Below are 17,746 nucleotides of genomic sequence, written 5' to 3'. Positions count from 1 at the left end.
GAACCGGGACCGCCTAGGGTTCGCCCGCGCGGTCCATCCGCCTGCCCAACTCGGCGCGCGAGCTGATGCCCAGCTTGCGGTAGATCTTGGTGAGATTGTGCTCGACGGTCTTGGCGCTGATGAACATCGCCGACGCGATGTCCTTGTTGGTTGCGCCCGAGGCCGCCATCTCGGCGACCCGCTGCTCGGACGGCGTCAACTGGCTCAGGCCTTCGGCAGGGGCGACGACGGCGCGCGCCAACTCGGCACGGGCCCGCCGCACCCACAGCGGGGTGCCCATCTCTTCGAATGTCCGCAGCGCCTCGTTCAGATTCGTTGCGGCCGTGTTCTTCTGGCGTAGCCGCCGCTGCAGCTGTCCCAACAGCAGTTGCGTCCTGGCCCGTTCGAACGGCATCGGGAGACGGTCATGCTCGGCCATCGCGCGGTGCGCGGTCTGCTCGGCGGCGATGACGTCACCACGGGCGGCCAGAAGCATGGCACGGCAACGCATCCCCACCGCCTTCATCCAGTGCCGGTCGTGTTCGATCCCGTTCTGTTCGAGCGCGCCGGTGAGCGATTCGGCCTCGTCGAGCCGTCCGACGCCGACCATCGCCTCGATGACATCGGGCAGGTGCCAGGCGTACATCAGCTCCGTGGACCGCATCTGTTTGGGGTCGAGGAACTTCGCGTCCAGCGCCTGCAGCGCCTCCCGGTGATTCCTGAGTGACTCCTCCAGAAAGCACAGCGTCATCCCCGGCCAGTCGGCGATGTGGGAGGTCTGACGGTTCTTGACCGCGTCGAGCACCCACCGCGCATCCGCTCGGGCGTCCTCCACCCGGCCGGCGTAGGCGGCCAGCGTCCCCCGCACCGTCATCGGGATGATCAACACGTCGTCTCCGCCGAGTTGTTCGGCGCGCTCCACGGCTTCGGAGGCCTCCGCCTCGGCTTCGGCGATCTGACCCCGCCACAGATGATTGATCGCCAGGAACCCGGCGATGGCCATCATGTCGCTCTCGGCGCCGCGCTCTACGCAGACCGCCCGCATCGCCGTCAGTTCCCGGTGCGCCTGTTCGAGCCGGCCGGTCCATGACATCACCAGCGCATGCACGAACGGCGCCCGGAAGATGATCGGCACATCGAGGGTGCTGTCGTAGAGCTCCATGGCGCGCCGCAGCGATTCCTCGTCGAGCCCGCGGCCGCACTGGATGTTCACGTGGACCGACCACGCCAGCGCGGCGCTGATGATCCCGGGTACACCGAGTTCCTCCGCCAGCTTGACCGCGTCGCGGACATACCGGGCCGCGTCGTCGAGGTCGCCGATGCTGTTGAGCGCGAACGACAGTCGCAGCAGTACCTGAACCAGGATCGGTACGTTGCCCGCACCGTCGTCCAGTGCGCCGCGCAGCAGTTCGACCGCCTCGGTGTGCTCGTTCTCGTACATGCGCACGGTGGCGAGCAGGCTGGCCGCCAGCGCGCGCAGGACCGGCGGTTCGATCGTGTCGATGCGGCCGAGTGCGGCGGCGGCTTTGGCGGTGTCGCCGGCGAGGAAGTGGTTCTCGGCGGATTTCATCCGGCGCAACGGGTCGTCGGCACCGAGCCCGATGGCCAGGTCCATCAGCTCGGCGGCCGCCGCAGGCGCGCCACGGGCCCGCGCGGAGTCGGCGGCCTGATCGAGGGCGGTGAAGATCTCGTCGTCACCGCTGGCCGATGCCAGCGCCAGATGCCGGGCCTTCAGTTCCGGCTGGGACTCCAGCGCCCCCATCGTGCGGTGCATCGCGCGCCGCGCCGTCGGCCCGGCATCGGTGTACACGCCGCTGGCGAGCAGGGGATGGGTGAACCGCACCCGGTTGCCCTCGACCGTGATGATGCCGGTCGACTCCACGCGCTCGAGGCGCTCGGTCACCTCCTCGGTGGTCACGTCGTGGGCGCGGGCCAACAGCTCCACGGTCGCATCGGCCACGCAGGCGATGCTGAGCAACACAGACCTGGTCTGTTCGTCGAGCCGTCCGATCCGGTGCCGCACCACATCGGCGAGCGTGGCAGGCAGCGGCGGTTCACCCGCGCCCTGCCCGTCGCTGAGCGCAAGGGCCAGCTCGAGCGCGAAAAACGGGTTGCCCCCGGAGATCTCGGCGATCCGAAGAATCGACGGGCGGGCCAGTGTGCGGCCGAGGCGTTCGGAGATCAGCGAGTGCAGCTGCCCGGTGGTCATCGGGCGGACGTAGACGCGTTCGAGCGCGTCCGGCCTGTCCAGCTTCAACCAGCCCGCGGTCGCGCCCTCCCCGGGTGCGCACCGCTCGGTCACCAGCACACCGAACGGGCCCCGCAGCCGGCGCACCGCGAACTCGATCGCGGCGCGGCTGGAGCTGTCGAGCCACTGCGCGTCGTCGATGGCGATGAGCACCGGGGATTCCCCGGCCAACGCCTGCAGCACCGAGACGAACGCGGCGGCCACCACCCGCTGATCCGTCGGCGGGCCGTCCCCGCCGGCTCGCAGCAGCACCCGGTCCAGCGCGAGCCGCTGCAGACCGGGCAGCGCCGCGAAGACCTCGTCCCCGACGTCGTCGAGCAGGTCGGCCAGGGCCGCGAACGCCATCACAGATTCGGCCTGCCCCGCCCGCGCCGTGAGCACCCGGAAACCGAGGTCGCCCGCCCGCTGCCGCACGGTCAGCCAGAGGGTGGTCTTGCCGATCCCGGCCTCGCCTTCGATCACCAGCCCGGCCGGTTGCGATCTCGCGGTGGCGAGGAAGCCAGCAACGTGCGGATCGTCGATTGATCGCTCGCTAGCGCCGGACACAGGGCTCATCATCCCAGCGGGCAAAGCCGAGCGCATCAATTCGGCGGCATTCGGCCATCGAACCGCGACGCATCGACCCGACGTGCTATCTGACCGCGACGACGACCTTGCCCCTTGCCGAGCGGTTCTCCAGCGACGCGATCGCCTCCGCGGCCCGTTCCAGCGGATAGACCACCGGCTCGGGTGCGGCCACCGCCCCCGAGGCCAGCAACGGTTCCAGTTCGGCCCACTGCTCCTGCAGGAAGCCGGGGTGCGTCATCGTCCAGGCACCCCAGCCGACTCCGACGGCGTCGACGTTGTTGAGCAACAGCCGGTTCACCTTGACCGTGGGGATCTCCCCACCGGTGAAGCCGACCACCAGCAACCGGCCGCCGGGCGCCAGCGAGCGCAGCGAGTCGGTGAAGCGGTCGCCACCGACCGGGTCGACCACGATGTCCACCCCGCGTCCGCCGGTGAGCTCCTTGACCGCGTCCTTGAACCCGTCGACGAGCACGACCTCGGAGGCGCCCGCGGCGCGGGCCACCTCCGCCTTCTCCTGGCTGCTGACCACGGCGATGGTGCGGGAGGCCCCGAACGCCGGCGCGAGCCGCAACGCCGAGGTCCCGATACCTCCGGCCGCGCCGTGCACGAGCACCGTCTCGCCCTGCTGCAGCCGGCCGCGGGTGCGCAACGCGAAGTGCACCGTCAGGTCGTTGAACAGGATTCCGGCCCCGGCCTCGAACGACACCGAGTCCGGCAGCTTGAAGACCCGTTCAGGTTGCAGCGCAACCACTTCGGCCATCGCACCGCACAGCATCGTCAGGCCGGCCACCCGGTCGCCCGGCTGCACGTGTGCGCCCGCGGGCGCGCTGCGCACCACGCCGGCGACCTCGGCGCCGGGGGTGTAGGGCATCGCAGGCTTGTACTGGTAGAGCCCGCGGGACTGCAGCGCGTCCGGAAACGCCACGCCGGCGGCGTACACATCCACCAGCACCGTGCCGTCGTCGCCCGTGGGCTCGTCGATCTCCACGAGCGCGGCGGCCTGCGGCCCCTCGAGTTCGGCTATCTGTATCGCACGCATTCCCGGCCTCCTGGTGGTCTCGGCAGACCATTTAACCCACACCCGGTTCGGCGGGAACCGGCGGTCTCCGGAGTACAGTCACGTACCCGGCACCGTCGCCGAGACCACAGGAGCAGCGCATGGCACCAGGGACCAGCACCCGATCTCGGAGCCGGGGATTCGCCCCCGCCCAGGCACTGCCGCCGGGACGCATCGTCGATGTGCGGTCCAAAGACGGCGTCCGGCTGCACGCCGAGGTGTTCGGACCCGAGGACGGCTACCCGATCGTGCTTGCGCACGGGATCACCTGCTCCCTGCGGGTGTGGGCCTATCAGATCGCCGAGCTGGCACGCGACCACCGGGTGATCGCGTTCGATCACCGCGGCCACGGCCGCAGCGCGATCCCGCCCCGCCGGGGCGGTTACAGCCTCGATTACCTGGCCGGCGACCTCGACGCGGTGCTCGAGGCCACCCTGGCGCCCGGGGAGCGTGCCGTGATCGCCGGGCATTCCATGGGCGGCATCGCGATCTCGTCGTGGTCGGAGCGGCTGCCGCACCGCGTCGAGCAGCGCGCCGACGCCGTCGCGCTGATCAACACCACCACCGGTGACCTGCTGCGCAACGTCAACCTGCTGCCGGTCCCGCCCGCGCTGGCCGACGTCAGGGTGCGCGCCGCCGGCGAGGTGCTGCGCAGGTTCGGCGGGGTGCCGCTGGTCCGCGCCGTCGACCGCCCCAACCGCCGGTTCGTCTCCTCGATCGCCGTCGGCCGCGACGCCGACCCCGCCATCGCCGACTTCGTGTTCGAACTGTTCAACTCGACCTCGCCGGCCGGGCGCGGCGGATGGGCCCGTGTCCTGGTCGACCACCTCGGCCCGCGGCACATCGCACTGAAGAACCTCACGGTGCCGACGCTGGTGATCGGCAGCACCAAGGACCGTCTGCTGCCGATGGCGTCGGCCCGCCGGATCGCGGCCACCGCGCCGAACCTGGCGAGATTCGTCGAGGTGCCCGGCGGGCACTGCGCGATCCTGGAGCGACCCGACGACGTCAACGACCATCTGCGGTGGTTGGTCCGGTCGGTGACCGGGCAGGGCGACGCGACCGGCGCGACGGGGTAGTCAGGATCGGCGGGTCAGCTCCTGATGCACGTCGGTGGCGGCGCGCAACCCCGAACGCACCGCGCCGTCGAGGAACCCCGTCCACGTGTCCGCCGTCTCCGTGCCGGCCCAGAAGATGCCGTCGACCGGGGCGCGCAGCCAGCGGCCATGGGCGGTCCACGCCCCCGGCGGCACCGCCGCAGTCGGCCCGCCCGGCGCGAAAGTCTCTGCACCCCAACAGTGGTCGAGGTAGTCGAGCGGACGTGACGCGGCTTCGCCGAACAACGCGGTGAACCCGGCCAGCGCGACCTCGCGTCGCTGCTCGGGCGGCAGTGGATCGAACGTGCGGGCATCGGTGAAGCCGAGCAGCACGCCGGGGCCGCCGTCGCCGGGGCTGCAGTCGAACGTGATGAAGACGGGTCCCTCGTCCGACAGCGCTTCACCCGAGCAGCCGTTGGTGCGCCAGAACGGGGTCTCGTATGCCGCGTATGCCTTGCTCAGATGGCCCTGCGGCCAGTGCCGGTTCAGCTCGCCGTAGTCCGCGGGCAGTGGCGGGTCGAACTCGACGGCCCCGCGGTGCGCGGGCGGTATCGCGACGACGACCGCCGCGGCGGTGTACTCGGCGCGGTCGGTGCCGACGGTCAGCGAGTGATCGGGGTGGCGCGCGATGCGCCGCACCGGCGCGCCGAGCACCACGCGGTCGCCCAGCTGTTCGGCCATCCGCAGCGCGATCTGCTGGGTTCCGGCCAGGAACCGGTCCTGCTGGGCGCCGCCCTTCACGTCGAGCATCCTGCTCAGGCCGCCGGCCGCCTTGACGTAGCGCACGGCGTGCAGCATGGACACCGCGTCGGGTTCGGCGCCCCACGTCACCCGGGCCACGATGGCCATCAGGTCGCGGGTGGACGCGCCCGCATGCACCAAGCGCAGCCACCCGTCCAGCGAGACCGCGTCGAGCTCGGCCGCGACCGGGGAACGCCACGGCTGGTCGACGGAAACCTTCCGGCAGACCCGCTCGAAGCGCCACTGAATCCTGGACACGTCGAGCAACTCGATGATCGACAGCCGCGGGACGGTGCTGCGGTAGGACCGCACCGAACCGCGCCAGCGGATCAGGTTCTTGCCGCGGCCGAATGTCGGCTCCCGCTCGCAACCCAGTTCGTCGGCCAGCTTGAGCACCGCGTCCTGCGTCGGGCCCACGAAGGTCGCCCCGAGGTCGACGGGTACGCCCGCGATGGTTCCGGTGTAGGAGCGCCCGCCGACGCGGTCGCGCCCCTCGACGACGACGACCTCGTGACCGAGACGGGTCAGTTCCCGTGCCGCCGACAAACCCGCGAATCCCGCCCCCACCACCACGACATCGGCCATGGCCCCCATCCTCGTCGCATCACGGCGGATCCGGCGCGCAAACGCACCCCTAGTGTCGTCAAACGCGCCGAATTCGCGGGATTCGTCGGCCCAGATCGTCGACGCGCCGGGGGGCTGAGTCCTAGGGTGGTACGTGAGCGGACCAAAGGAGGTTGCTGGTGGACCAGCGCCATTCGGAGACGGAGTTCTCCGACGTTCTGATCATCGGAGCGGGAATTTCGGGAATCGGGGCCGCATACCGCATCCAGGAGCGGAATCCCCAGCTGACGTACACGCTGCTGGAGCGACGCTCCCGCATCGGAGGTACCTGGGACCTGCACCGTTACCCCGGGATCCGCTCCGACAGCGACATCTTCACGCTGTCGTTTCCGTGGGAACCGTGGACCAGGCCCGAGAACGTCGCCGACGGTGAGGACATCCGCAGCTACCTGACCGAGACCGCGCACAAGCACGGCATCGACCGCCACATCCGGTTCGACACCCGGGTGATCTCGGCGGACTGGGATTCGGGGACCGACACCTGGACGGTGCAGACCGAGCACGACGGGGTGCCGCACACCTACCGCACCCGGTTCCTGTTCTTCGCCACCGGCTATTACGACTACGACCACCCGTACCGTCCGGATTTCCCGGGCCTGGACAGCTTCTCCGGCACGGTGGTCCACCCGCAGCACTGGCCCGAGGACCTCGACTACGCCGGCAAGAACGTTGTGGTGATCGGCAGTGGGGCCACCGCGATCAGCCTCATCCCGTCGTTGACCAAACAGGCCGGGCACGTGACGATGCTGCAGCGCTCACCGACGTATCTGCTGTCCGGGCAGCGGATCAACCCGGTGGTGAACCTGCTGCGCAGGGTGCCGCCGCGTAAGCTCGGCTACCGGCTCGCGTGGTTGTACAACGTGCTTTTCATCGTGTCGGTCTACGGGATCGCCCGTAAGGCTCCGCGATTCAGCCGCAAGATCATCCGCGCGGTGGCCAAGCACTATCTGCCCGAGGGTTATCCCGTCGACACGCACTTCAACCCCAGCTACGACCCGTGGGACCAGCGTCTTTGCCTGATCCTGTCCGGTGACTTCTACGACGCCATCGCCAAGGGGCGCGCCGAGGTGGTGACCGACCGGGTCGACCACATCGATGCCAACGGCATAGTGCTGCAGTCGGGCAAGCGGATCGACGCGGACGTGATCGTCACCGCCACCGGCATCCAGCTGCAGGCGCTGGGCGGCGTCGTGATCAGCGTGGACGGCGACGAGGTCAAACCGGCGGACCGGTTCGTCTACAAGGAGCATCTGCTCGAGGACGTGCCGAACATGGCGTGGTGTGTGGGCTACATCAACGCGTCCTGGACGCTGCGTGCCGACCTCACCGCCCGTGCGGTGGCGAAGTTGTTGGCGTACATGGACTCCCACGGCTACACCCACGCCTACCCGCACCTGGGGGGAACATCGATGCCGGAGAAGCCCGCGTGGAACATCAACGCCGGATACGTGCACCGCGCGGTGCACGTGCTGCCGAAATCGGGTACGCACCGGCCCTGGAACGTGCGGCACAACTACGTGCTTGACGCCATCGACCACCGGGTCGACCGGATCGAGGAGTCGATGGTCTTCGGGCGTGCGGCATCGAAATCGCCTTCCAGCAGCGACATCCCGGGTGAGGATCTACTGGAAGGCAAGGTCGTCGGGTGATCCTCAGGGGGCGACGGTAAGCCAGTCGGCGAAGCCCGACGGGTCGTGACGGCCGAGTGCGCCGTGCTCGAACAGGCCCCAGCCCTCACGCTCGGTCCCGTCGGCGTCGCGGCACACCGCGCGGCCGACGTGGTCGATGACGCCGAATCCGGCGCGCCCGACGATGGCGGGATCGGTCATGTCGTAGGTGAGGCGCTCGGTGAAGCCCTCGCCCTTCCACACCCCGTGCAGCCAGTCGGAGTCGCCGCCGTAGCCGCCGCCGACGTGAATCGGCACCGGCAGTTTGGATTCCACCGCGAAGCGGAGTGGGCTGCCATCGAACGCGGTGGCCTCGATGGTGGCGCCGGTGGGGATCCGGGTCCCGGAGCGGTAGTGGATCTTGACCCGCGGCCACCCGAGCTGTTCGACACGGCCGTCTTTCCAGATGCGCGTGCAGTCGTTCAGTGAGCGGAAGCCCTGCGGATCCTCCTGGATGATGATCACGATGCCGAAGTCGTCGAACGCCATCGGCACGTACAGCCACCACATGCCCTCGAACGGCGGGTCGTCGGGTCGGCCCGCCGGCTCGGCCTCGCCGACGGGGCGGATGCCCCAGGACCGGTCGCGGGTGCCGATCCAGCGGGCCGGGTCGACGGCGATGTCCTCGCCGTCGATCGACAGCAGGCCGCTCCACGTGCCGACCTGGGCGAAGCGCTGTGCGTCGAGCGTCACCCGGTTGCCCCGCCGCATGATGTGCGGCTGCTCCTGGACCACGTCGAACAGCCCCTCCCAGGTGAGATCGGCTGCGATGCCTTCGGTTTCGTCGAGAACGATGCGCAGCTTACGCAGCGGCTCGATCACCTCGACGCGGTAGTTGCCGACGTGCTGGTTGAGTCGATCCTGGTCGATGGCGTCGGACAGGTGCACCGCCGTCTGGGTGTCGCCGCGCCTTGCCAGCAGGAACGCGTCCTTCACGCCGAGGTTCGGGTAGTAGCCGATGCCGGTGATGACGAAGATGTCGCCGGTGCGGTCGTGGGCGTTGTAGTAGGCCCGGTCGTAGAAATTGCGATCCGAGGACCCGGGCCAGGCAATGGGCTGGGGCACCTGGTGCACCGGGTATTCGTCCATCGGTCCGAGCATCAGTCGGTTTCTCCGATCAGTCGCTTGAGCAGTGACGCGTGGTAGAACAGGGTTTCTATGTCCGCGGGCCTCTCGATCTCACCGAAGTGCACGCGCCGGGCGCCGGTGCGCATGAACACGCAGCACCAGACGACCGCCGAGTACACATGGAACCAGTGCAGGTCGCCGATCTCGACGCCGGTGAGTTCGCGGTAGGTCTCGCGGACGTCGTCCTCGCGGAGGAAGTCCGGCATTCCCGGCAGCCCGGCGAGCTTGGTGAGTTCCTGGAAGACCATGTGCGCAAAGCTGATCCACGCGACATCGAACTCGCGCGGCCCGACCGTGGCCATCTCCCAGTCGAGGACGGCGACGGGGGAGAAGTCCTGGTAAATAACGTTGCCGATGCGTGAATCACCCCACACCAGAACAGGTTCGGCGGCGGCGACGTCCTCGGGAAAGCGGTCCTCCAGCCATGCCAAGGCCCGTTCGACCAGCGGTGAACGGCCGATGTCGGGAACGCTGAACTCATACCAGTTCTTCAGCCAACCGAAATGGCGGTGCAGCGCCGTCGGCCCGGGCGGGTCCACGTCCTGGAGGAAGCCGAAGACCTGTTGCGCGTTGGGAATCGAGTGCAGTTTGGCCAGCACCTCCACGGTGCGGTCCTGCAGTTGCCGCTGTTGTTCGGCGGTGGCGTCGAAAAGCCAGTTGTCGCCGAAGGTGTAGGGCATCACGTCGGGTGGCACGATGCCCTCGACGCGGTCCATCAGGAAGAACGGCCGGCCCAGCACGTCGCCTCGGCGTTCCAGCCAGCGCACCGGCGGCACCGCGACGTCGGTCAACTCGGCGACCAGTCTCATGACCTCGTGCTGGTGATCGAGGCGGTAGTGTTCGAACACGGGGATGTCCGCCTCGGCGGGCGCGACCCTGGCCACCCATCGCTGCTCGACCGGGTCACCGGCCTGCAGCCACCGCCCGCGCAACAGAATCGTCTCGGAGGACATCCCGTTGGCGTCGATGCCGCTTTCCACGGTGATCTCGGGCGTAATGTCCGGAATCAATGTGGACAGCCACTGCGACAGGGCTGCCGGGACGTTCGACATGTCACGACTGGAACGTTGGAGCCGGTCCACGTTGTCGACGGCTGGTTCGCTGGTCACAGAGGGGTCCTTCCCGCCACGGCGCGGTCGTGGCACGGCTCTAATACGATACCGTGGGTAGCGATATGAATACAGACCCGTCGCCGGGTGACAAGACCCCGGGCGCAGGACGTCCGCGGGATCCGCGCATTGACGCTGCCATACTGCGCGCCACCGCGGATCTACTTGTCGAAATCGGTTATTCGAACGTCACGATGGCCGCCGTCGCGGAGCGGGCCGGCACCACCAAGACGGCGCTCTACCGGAGGTGGTCGAGCAAGGCCGAGCTCGTCCACGAGGCCGCCTTCCCCGTCACGCCGACCGCCATCCAGACGCCGCCCGGCGACATCGCCGCCGACCTGCGCGCGATGATCGAAGCGGCGCGCGACGTGTTCACCAGCCCCGTGGTGCGGTCCGCCCTTCCCGGCCTGATCGCCGACCTGTCCGCCGACGCCGACCTCGCCGGCCGGGTCGGTGCCCGCTTCACCGATCTGTTCGCCGCGGTGCGCAACCGGCTGCACGACGCCGTCGAACGCGGCGAGGTGCGCGCCGGCGTCGACCCGGACCAGCTGGTGAACCTCATCGGCGGGGCGACGCTGCTGGCGCTGCTGCAGGCGCCCGACGATCTCACCGCCCCCGCCTGGGTGGACAGGACGACCGACATCCTGCTGCACGGTGTGATGGCCTGACCCTGCAAGCCTGCTCGCTCAGCTGGGGCGGATCTGTTCCTTGTTGCGCTGCGCCACCGCGCTGAACCGGTCACCGAGCCCGTCCAGGTCGCGGTGCTGGGCGAACGCGATCTCCTCCTCGGCGGCCAGCGCCGGATCCGTCACCGCCGCAGCACCCGTCGTGTAGATCTCCTTGAGGCTGCGCATCGTCGGCCGCGGCACCTCGGCGATCTGCGTGGCCAACTCCACCGCCCGGTCCAGCAGACGATCGTGGACCACCACCTCGGTGACCAACCCGATCCGCTCGGCGCGTGCGGCGTCGACGACCTCGCCTGTCATCGACAGGCGCCGGGCCATCGCCGCGCCGACGACCTGCGGTAGGTATGCCGTCATCCCGCCGCCGGGCAGGATCCCGACCCGCGCGTGGGTGTCGGCGAACACCGCGCGCTCCGAGGCGATCAGGAAATCGCAGCCCAGCGCCATCTCCAGGCCGCCGGTGAACGTGGCGCCGTTGATGGCCCCGACCACCGGGGTGCGCATCCGGGCCACCGCGGCGATGCAGCTCTGCGACCGGAACTCCGCGAAGTACGAAAGGCCGTCGCGGGCGGCCTCTTTCAGGTCCACCCCGGCGCAGAACGCGGGATCGGCGCCGGTGAGGACGACCGCCCGCACGGATTCGTCGGCGTCGGCGGCGGTCAACGCTGCGTACGACGCGCGGATCAGGTCGCGGCTGAGCGCGTTCCTGGCGGCCGGGCGGTTCAGCGTGATCACCCGCACGCCGTCGTGGTCGGCGGTCAGCACCAGTTCTGCAGTCATGGCTACGTTGGTATCAGAGGAACCGGTCGGCAGCGTTCGCCAGGTCCAGCAGCGGTTGCGGCAGCGCCCCGAGGGCGAACGTGACGGCCGCGGTGACGGTGACGACCGCGGTCGTCAACGCGCTGGGCACGACGACCGTCGGCGCGTCGTCGGGGCGGTCGGTGAAGAACATCAACACGATCACCCGCACGTAGAAGTATGCGGCGATCGCGCTGGCGATGACGCCCACGACGACGAGCGGGATCGCGCCGCCCTCGCCTGCGGCCTTGAACACCGCGAACTTGCTGACGAATCCGCTCGTCAGCGGGATTCCGGCGAACGCCAGCAGGAACAGCGAAAAGACGATGCCCACCACGGGGTAACGCTTGCCGAGGCCGGCCCAGCGCGCCATCGCGCTGTCCTCTTCGCCGTCGGCGTCGCGAACCAGGCTCACCACGGCGAACGCACCGACGGTGGAGAACCCGTATGCGAACAGGTAGAACAACGTCGACGACAGCCCGGCCGCGCTGCCGGCGATCACACCGGTCAGGATGAACCCGCTGTGCGCGACCGCGGAGTAGCCCAGCATGCGTTTCACGTCGTTCTGGGTGACGGCGGTGACGGTGCCGACCACCATCGTCAAGATCGCGATCGCCCACAGCACCGGCCGCCAGTCGTCGCGCAGCCCGGGCAGCGCCACGTAGAACAGGCGCAACATCGCGCCGAACGCCGCGATCTTGGTGGCCGCCGCCATGAACGCCGTGATCGGTGTGGGTGCGCCCTGGTACACGTCGGGGATCCACGAATGGAACGGCACCGCGCCGACTTTGAACAACACGCCGACGAGCAGCAGCGCGATGCCGATCAACGCCAGCGACGTTCGGCCGGTACCCGCAGCGACCGCGTCGGCGATGCCGTCAAGCTGCAGGGTGCCCGCATATCCGTACAGCATCGCCGCGCCGTAGAGAAAGATCGCGGACGAGAAGGCCCCCAGCAGAAAGTACTTCAGCGAGGCTTCCTGCGACAGCAGACGGCGCCGCCGGGCCAGCCCGCACAGCAGGTACAGCGGAAGTGACAACACCTCAAGGGCGATGAACATCGTCAACAGGTCGTTGGCCGCCGGGAACAGCAGCATGCCGCCGATGGCGAACAGCGTCAGCGGGAACACCTCGGTCTGGATGACGCCGGCCCTGGTGGCCAGCTTCTCGGCCACGCTGCCCGGGACCGCGGACGCCTGCGGGGTGAACGCCTCCAGCCCTCTGCCTTCGGTGTCGGGCCCCGGCGCGGAGATCTGCCGCTCACCGATCAGCAGGATGCCCAGCACGCCGACAACGAGGATGGTGCCCTGCAGGAACAACGCGGGCATGTCGACGGCGATCGCGCCCATCACGGCTTCGGAACCGCTGCCGCCGTGCAGGTCCCGCGCGACCAGAACCACAGCGACGAACGACGCCACCAGCGCCGCAATGCTGAGCGTCACCTGCACGGCGTAGCGCCGACCGCGGGGCACGAACGCCTCCACGAGCACACCGAGGACGGCGGCGGCGAGCACGATGAGCATCGGAGAGATCAGGCCGTACTCGACGGTGGGAGTCGGGATGTTCATCGCACCGGGCCTTCCGCCATCCGGGGTGCCGGATCGGGTTGCTCGATCGTGGTCAGCGTGTGGGTCACCGCCGGGTTGATCACGTCGAGCGCGGGCTTCGGATACACGCCCAGCACCAGCAGCAGCGCGATCAGTGGCGCCACCACGGCGATCTCGCGCGGCACCAGATCGCGGATCTTGTGTTCACCCTCGACCAGCGACAATGGGGCAGGCCCGGTCATCATCCGCTGGTACATCCACAGGACGTAGATCGCCGAGAGCACCAGCGCGCTCGCTGCCAGCACCGCGAACACCGGATACCGGGTGAATGTGCCGATCAGGACCAGGAACTCGCTGATGAACGGCGCCAGCCCGGGCAGCGACAGGGTGGCCAGGCCGGCCACCAGGAATGTACCTGCCAGCACCGGTGCCAGCTTCTGCACACCGCCGTAGGCGTTGATGAGCCGGGAACCGCGGCGCGACACCAGGAAACCGGCGATCAGGAACAGCGCCGCCGTCGAGATGCCGTGGTTGACCATGTACAGCGTGGAACCCGACTGCCCCTGCGTGGTCATCACGAAGATGCCGAGGATGATGAAGCCGAAGTGGGAGATCGACGTGTACGCGATGAGTCGCATGACGTCGGTCTGGCCGATCGCGACGACGGCGCCGTAGACGATGCCGATCACCGCCAGCGTGATGATCAACCCGCTGAAATAGCTTGCGGAATCCGGGAACAGCGGCAGGCAGTAACGGATCATGCCGAAAGTGCCGACCTTGTCCATGATCGCCATCATCAACACCGCGCTGGCCGGGGTGGCCTCGACCGCCGCGTCGGGAAGCCAGCGGTGGAACGGCCACAGCGGTGCCTTGACCGCGAAAGCGAACATGAACCCGCCGAACAGCAGGTGCATCACCACCGGGTTGACGACGAACTCGCCGCCCGCGACGGCGGCCACGATCGCACGGAAGTCGAACGTGCCCGCGTCGAACGCGTCACTTCCTGCGGTCGCCACGTACAGGCCGACGACCGAGGCGAGCATGATCAGGCCGCCGAACAGGTTGTACAGCAGGAACTTCACCGCCGCCCTGCTCCGGTCGGCGCCGCCGAAGCCGCCGATGAGGAAGTACATCGGGATCAGCATCGCCTCGAAGAACACGTAGAACAGCAGGATGTCCAGCGACACCAGCGAGATCAGCACCATGCCCTCGACGGCCAGGATCAGCGCGAAGTAGATGTGCACCGACCGGCCGCCCCAGCTCAGCTCGTCGCGGGCGTCGTTCCAGCCCGCCATGATCAGCAGCGGCAGCAGCACCGCGGTCAGCACCACCAGAGCCAGCGCGATGCCGTCGACGCCCAGGATGTAGCCGGTACCGAAAGACGGTATCCAGCGGTAGTTCTCGACGAACTGGAACTGGTCACCGGCAGGGTCGAAGCCCACGGCGATCACCGCGGCGACGCCAAGCACGATCAACGAAACCGACAGCGCAACCCATTTCGCCAGGCCGCGCGCGGCGGCGGGCAGCAGCATCACCACCACTGCGCCCACCATCGGGACGGCCCACAGCGCGGTCAGCACCGGAAACGACGTCACCACAGGTTCACCGCCAGGATCATCGCAACGACGAGCGCCGCACCCGCCAGCATGGACAGCGCATAGGAGCGCGCGAACCCGGTCTGCAACTGTCGCAACCCTTCAGAGATTCGGGAGACGCCTGCCGCCAGCCCGCCTGCCGCACCGTCGACTGCGTCGTCGTCGAGCTCGACCAGTCCACGGGTCAGGGACATGCCCGGACGCATCAGAACCGTCTCGTTGAACGCGTCGCCGTACAGATCCCGACGGGCCGCGACGGTCAGCGCCGAACCGGCAGGCACCTGCTCGGGAACCGCGCGGAATCCGTACATCCGGTAGGCGACGACGATGCCGACCGCGACCACCGACAGCACGATCACCGTCACCACCCAGACGGGCAGGACGTGGTGGATTTCATGCGCGCCGACCACGGGTTCCAACCAGTGCTCCAGGGTGCCACCGATGGCCAATGCGCCGCCGGCCGTCACCGAGCCGATCGCGAGCAGGATCATCGGCCAGGTCATCACGGCGGGCGACTCGTGCGGGTGATTGTCCTCGGCCCAACGCTTTTCGCCGAAGAACGTCATCAACATCACCCGGGTCATGTAGAACGCGGTGATCCCGGCACCGAGAATCGTTGCGCCACCAAGGATGACGCCCTTGGCGCCGCCGGCACCGAGCGCGACCTCGATGATGCCGTCCTTGGAGAAGAACCCGGCCAGCGGCGGGATCCCGATGATCGCCAGATAGCCGAGTCCGAAGGTGACGAACGTGACCGGCAGCGCCGTGCGCAGGCCGCCGTAGCGGCGCATGTCCACCTCGTCGTCCATCGCGTGCATCACCGAACCCGCACCGAGGAACAGCCCCGCCTTGAAGAAGCCGTGGGTCAGCAGGTGCATGATCGCGAACGCGTACCCGGCCGGCCCCAGGCCGGCGGCCAGCACCATGTAGCCGATCTGGCTCATCGTCGACGCGGCCAGCGCCTTCTTGATGTCGTCCTTCGCGCAACCGATCACCGCACCGAACAGCAGGGTGACGGCGCCGACCACCACGACGGCGGTCTGCGCGTGCGGAGCGAGGTCGAACACCGGGCCCGAGCGCACGATCAGGTACACGCCCGCGGTCACCATCGTGGCGGCGTGGATGAGCGCCGACACCGGGGTGGGACCCTCCATCGCGTCCCCGAGCCAGGACTGCAGCGGCACCTGGGCCGACTTGCCGCACGCGGCCAGCAGCAGCATCAGCCCGAGCACCGTCAGCGTGCCCTCACCGAGTTGCGGTGCAGCGTCGAACACTTCGGTGAAGCCGACGGCTCCGACGGCGGCGAACATCACCATCAAGGCCACTGCCAGCCCGACGTCGCCGACCCGGTTGACGACGAACGCCTTCTTGGCGGCCGTGGCCGCCGACGGCTTGTGCGACCAGAAGCCGATCAGCAGGTAGGACGCCAGGCCCACACCCTCCCAGCCCATGTACAGGCCGAGGTAGTTGTCGGCGAGCACCAGCAGCAACATCGCCGCGAGGAACAGGTTGAGGTAGCCGAAAAACCGCCGCCGCCCGGGATCCTCGGCCATATAGCCGATCGAGTAGACGTGGATCAACGAGCCGACACCGGTGATCAACAGCACGAAGCACATGGACAGCTGGTCCAGTTGCAGCCCGAAGTCGACACGCAGTTCACCCGCGGGCACCCAGGAGAACAGCGATTCCTGGACCGACCGGTTCTCGCCGTCACGGCCGAGCATGTCGGTGAACAGCAGTGCGGCGCAGACGAACGACGCGATCGCGGCGGCTGTCCCCAGCAGATGCCCCCACCGGTCCGAACGCCGCCCACTCAACAGCAGTATCGCGGCACCGGCCAGCGGGAGTGCGATCAGGAGCCACACGGGTGCAGTCATGCGAACCTCAATGCTTGAGCAGGTTGGCCGCGTCGACGCTGGCGGAGCGCCGGGTCCGGAAGATCATCGTGATGATGGCGAGGCCGATGACGACCTCGCATGCCGCGACCACCATGGTGAAGAACGCGACCACCTGACCGTCGAGGTGTCCGTGGATGCGGGAGAACGTGACGAAGGCGAGGTTGGCGGCGTTCAGCATCAGCTCGATGCACATGAACATCACGATGGCGTTGCGCCGCAACAACACACCGGCCGCGCCGATGGTGAACAGCAGCGCCGACAGGTACAGGTAGTTGTCGGGACTCATCGGCGCTCACCTGCTGATTCTGAGTCCGAGTCGCTGGGCACCGGCCGCACCTGCAGGATTGCGCTGACCGACAGTTCCGAGCCGGACCCGTCGGGCAGCCTGGCGGGAACGTCGACGGCGTTGTGTCGTGCGTACACGCCGGGGTTGGGCAGCGTGGTCGGGTGCCCGCCCGGGGCGAACCGTTCGGCGGCGAGTTCGCGCTGAGTCTTCCGCCGCTCGAAGCGTTCCCGGTGCGCGAGCACCATCGCGCCGAGCGCCGCGGTGATGAGCAGGGCGCCGGTCAGCTCGAACGCCCACAGATACTTCGTGAAGATCAACGCCGCCAGGCCCTCCACGTTGCCGTCCTCGTTCGCCTGATCGAGTCCGACGAATCCGGTCGCCGACACGTTGCCGATGCCGGCGACCAACAGGACGCCGAAGCCGAGTCCGACGACGATGGCCGCCACCCGCTGCCCGCGAAGGGTTTCCACCAACGATTCGGACGAATCGACCCCGATCAGCATGAGCACGAACAAGAAGAGCATCATCACCGCGCCGGTGTAGACGACGATCTGGACCACCCCGAGGAACGGGGCGTCCTGGGCGATGTAGAGCACCGCGAGCGCGATCATCGTGGTCGCCAGGGAGATCGCCGAGTAGACCGCCTTGGGTGCGGCGACGACGCCGAGTGCGCCGGTCACCGAGACGACGGCGAACACCCAGAACAGGACCGCTTCACCCATG

The 17,746-nt window shown here is 68.6% G+C and carries 14 protein-coding genes; 3 read left to right on the top strand and 11 right to left on the bottom strand.

Annotated features, from left to right (window positions below; all coding sequences use genetic code 11):
* Nucleotides 1-13: 13 nt before the first annotated feature.
* Nucleotides 14-2,809 carry a helix-turn-helix transcriptional regulator gene (locus BN976_RS22415; RefSeq protein ID WP_036374037.1) on the bottom strand — a complete coding sequence of 932 codons (2,796 nt, stop codon included), beginning with the start codon at nt 2,807-2,809 and terminating at the stop codon, nt 14-16.
* A 49-nt stretch (nt 2,810-2,858) separates the two neighbouring features.
* Entirely contained in the window at nt 2,859-3,833 is a 975-nt protein-coding gene (locus BN976_RS22410; protein ID WP_036374035.1) for an NADPH:quinone oxidoreductase family protein, read from the bottom strand.
* Nucleotides 3,834-3,952: 119 nt separating this feature from the next.
* Between BN976_RS22410 and BN976_RS22405 the strand changes: the two genes are divergently transcribed.
* On the top strand, nt 3,953-4,930 hold the full coding sequence (locus BN976_RS22405; RefSeq protein WP_011779104.1) for an alpha/beta fold hydrolase: 978 nt from the start codon (nt 3,953-3,955) through the stop codon (nt 4,928-4,930).
* Here the strand turns inward: BN976_RS22405 and BN976_RS22400 are convergent, their stop codons facing one another.
* A complete protein-coding gene (locus BN976_RS22400; RefSeq protein ID WP_084182356.1) occupies nt 4,931-6,274 on the bottom strand; it encodes a flavin monoamine oxidase family protein in 1,344 nt (447 codons plus the stop codon).
* A gap of 158 nt (nt 6,275-6,432) precedes the next feature.
* Here BN976_RS22400 and BN976_RS22395 point away from each other — a divergent pair, with 158 nt between their 5' ends.
* Nucleotides 6,433-7,962: a flavin-containing monooxygenase gene (locus BN976_RS22395; RefSeq protein ID WP_036374030.1), complete on the top strand. Its 1,530-nt coding sequence runs from the start codon at nt 6,433-6,435 to the stop codon at nt 7,960-7,962.
* Between the two features lie 3 nt (nt 7,963-7,965).
* Here the strand turns inward: BN976_RS22395 and BN976_RS22390 are convergent, their stop codons facing one another.
* Nucleotides 7,966-9,081, bottom strand: coding sequence for an Rv3169 family protein (locus tag BN976_RS22390; protein WP_036374027.1), 1,116 nt, complete (start codon nt 9,079-9,081; stop codon nt 7,966-7,968).
* Nucleotides 9,081-10,217, bottom strand: a complete 1,137-nt coding sequence (locus BN976_RS22385) for a phosphotransferase family protein (RefSeq protein ID WP_011779108.1) — start codon at nt 10,215-10,217, stop codon at nt 9,081-9,083. The genes BN976_RS22390 and BN976_RS22385 overlap by 1 nt, the downstream gene beginning before the upstream one ends.
* 65 nt (nt 10,218-10,282) lie before the next feature.
* On the opposite strand from BN976_RS22385, the gene BN976_RS22380 reads away from it, so the two are divergent.
* On the top strand, nt 10,283-10,885 hold the full coding sequence (locus BN976_RS22380; protein ID WP_011779109.1) for a TetR/AcrR family transcriptional regulator C-terminal ligand-binding domain-containing protein: 603 nt from the start codon (nt 10,283-10,285) through the stop codon (nt 10,883-10,885).
* A gap of 18 nt (nt 10,886-10,903) precedes the next feature.
* Here BN976_RS22380 and BN976_RS22375 read toward each other — a convergent pair whose 3' ends face one another.
* Genes BN976_RS22375 through BN976_RS22350 form a run of 6 tightly spaced genes read right to left on the bottom strand, consistent with a single transcriptional unit; the run spans nt 10,904 to nt 17,745 of the window.
* Nucleotides 10,904-11,680, bottom strand: a complete 777-nt coding sequence (locus BN976_RS22375; protein ID WP_011779110.1) for an enoyl-CoA hydratase — start codon at nt 11,678-11,680, stop codon at nt 10,904-10,906.
* A 13-nt stretch (nt 11,681-11,693) separates the two neighbouring features.
* Nucleotides 11,694-13,265: an NADH-quinone oxidoreductase subunit NuoN gene (nuoN, locus tag BN976_RS22370; RefSeq protein WP_036374024.1), complete on the bottom strand. Its 1,572-nt coding sequence runs from the start codon at nt 13,263-13,265 to the stop codon at nt 11,694-11,696.
* Nucleotides 13,262-14,842: an NADH-quinone oxidoreductase subunit M gene (locus tag BN976_RS22365; protein WP_011779112.1), complete on the bottom strand. Its 1,581-nt coding sequence runs from the start codon at nt 14,840-14,842 to the stop codon at nt 13,262-13,264. The genes nuoN and BN976_RS22365 overlap by 4 nt, the downstream gene beginning before the upstream one ends.
* Nucleotides 14,836-16,716: an NADH-quinone oxidoreductase subunit L gene (gene nuoL / locus BN976_RS22360; protein WP_036374021.1), complete on the bottom strand. Its 1,881-nt coding sequence runs from the start codon at nt 16,714-16,716 to the stop codon at nt 14,836-14,838. Before nuoL ends, BN976_RS22365 begins: the two co-directional genes overlap by 7 nt.
* A gap of 7 nt (nt 16,717-16,723) precedes the next feature.
* Nucleotides 16,724-17,023: an NADH-quinone oxidoreductase subunit NuoK gene (gene nuoK, locus BN976_RS22355; RefSeq protein WP_011779114.1), complete on the bottom strand. Its 300-nt coding sequence runs from the start codon at nt 17,021-17,023 to the stop codon at nt 16,724-16,726.
* Nucleotides 17,020-17,745 (bottom strand): NADH-quinone oxidoreductase subunit J, encoded by a 726-nt coding sequence (locus tag BN976_RS22350; RefSeq protein WP_036374018.1) that lies wholly within the window; start codon nt 17,743-17,745, stop codon nt 17,020-17,022. The genes nuoK and BN976_RS22350 overlap by 4 nt, the downstream gene beginning before the upstream one ends.
* Nucleotide 17,746: the final 1 nt, after the last annotated feature.

The organism is Mycolicibacterium austroafricanum (genome assembly GCF_000612725.1).
GTDB classification, from domain to species: Bacteria; Actinomycetota; Actinomycetes; order Mycobacteriales; family Mycobacteriaceae; genus Mycobacterium; species Mycobacterium austroafricanum.
Note: the sequence above shows the minus strand (reverse complement) of the source record. Positions and strands in the feature narration are given on the sequence as shown.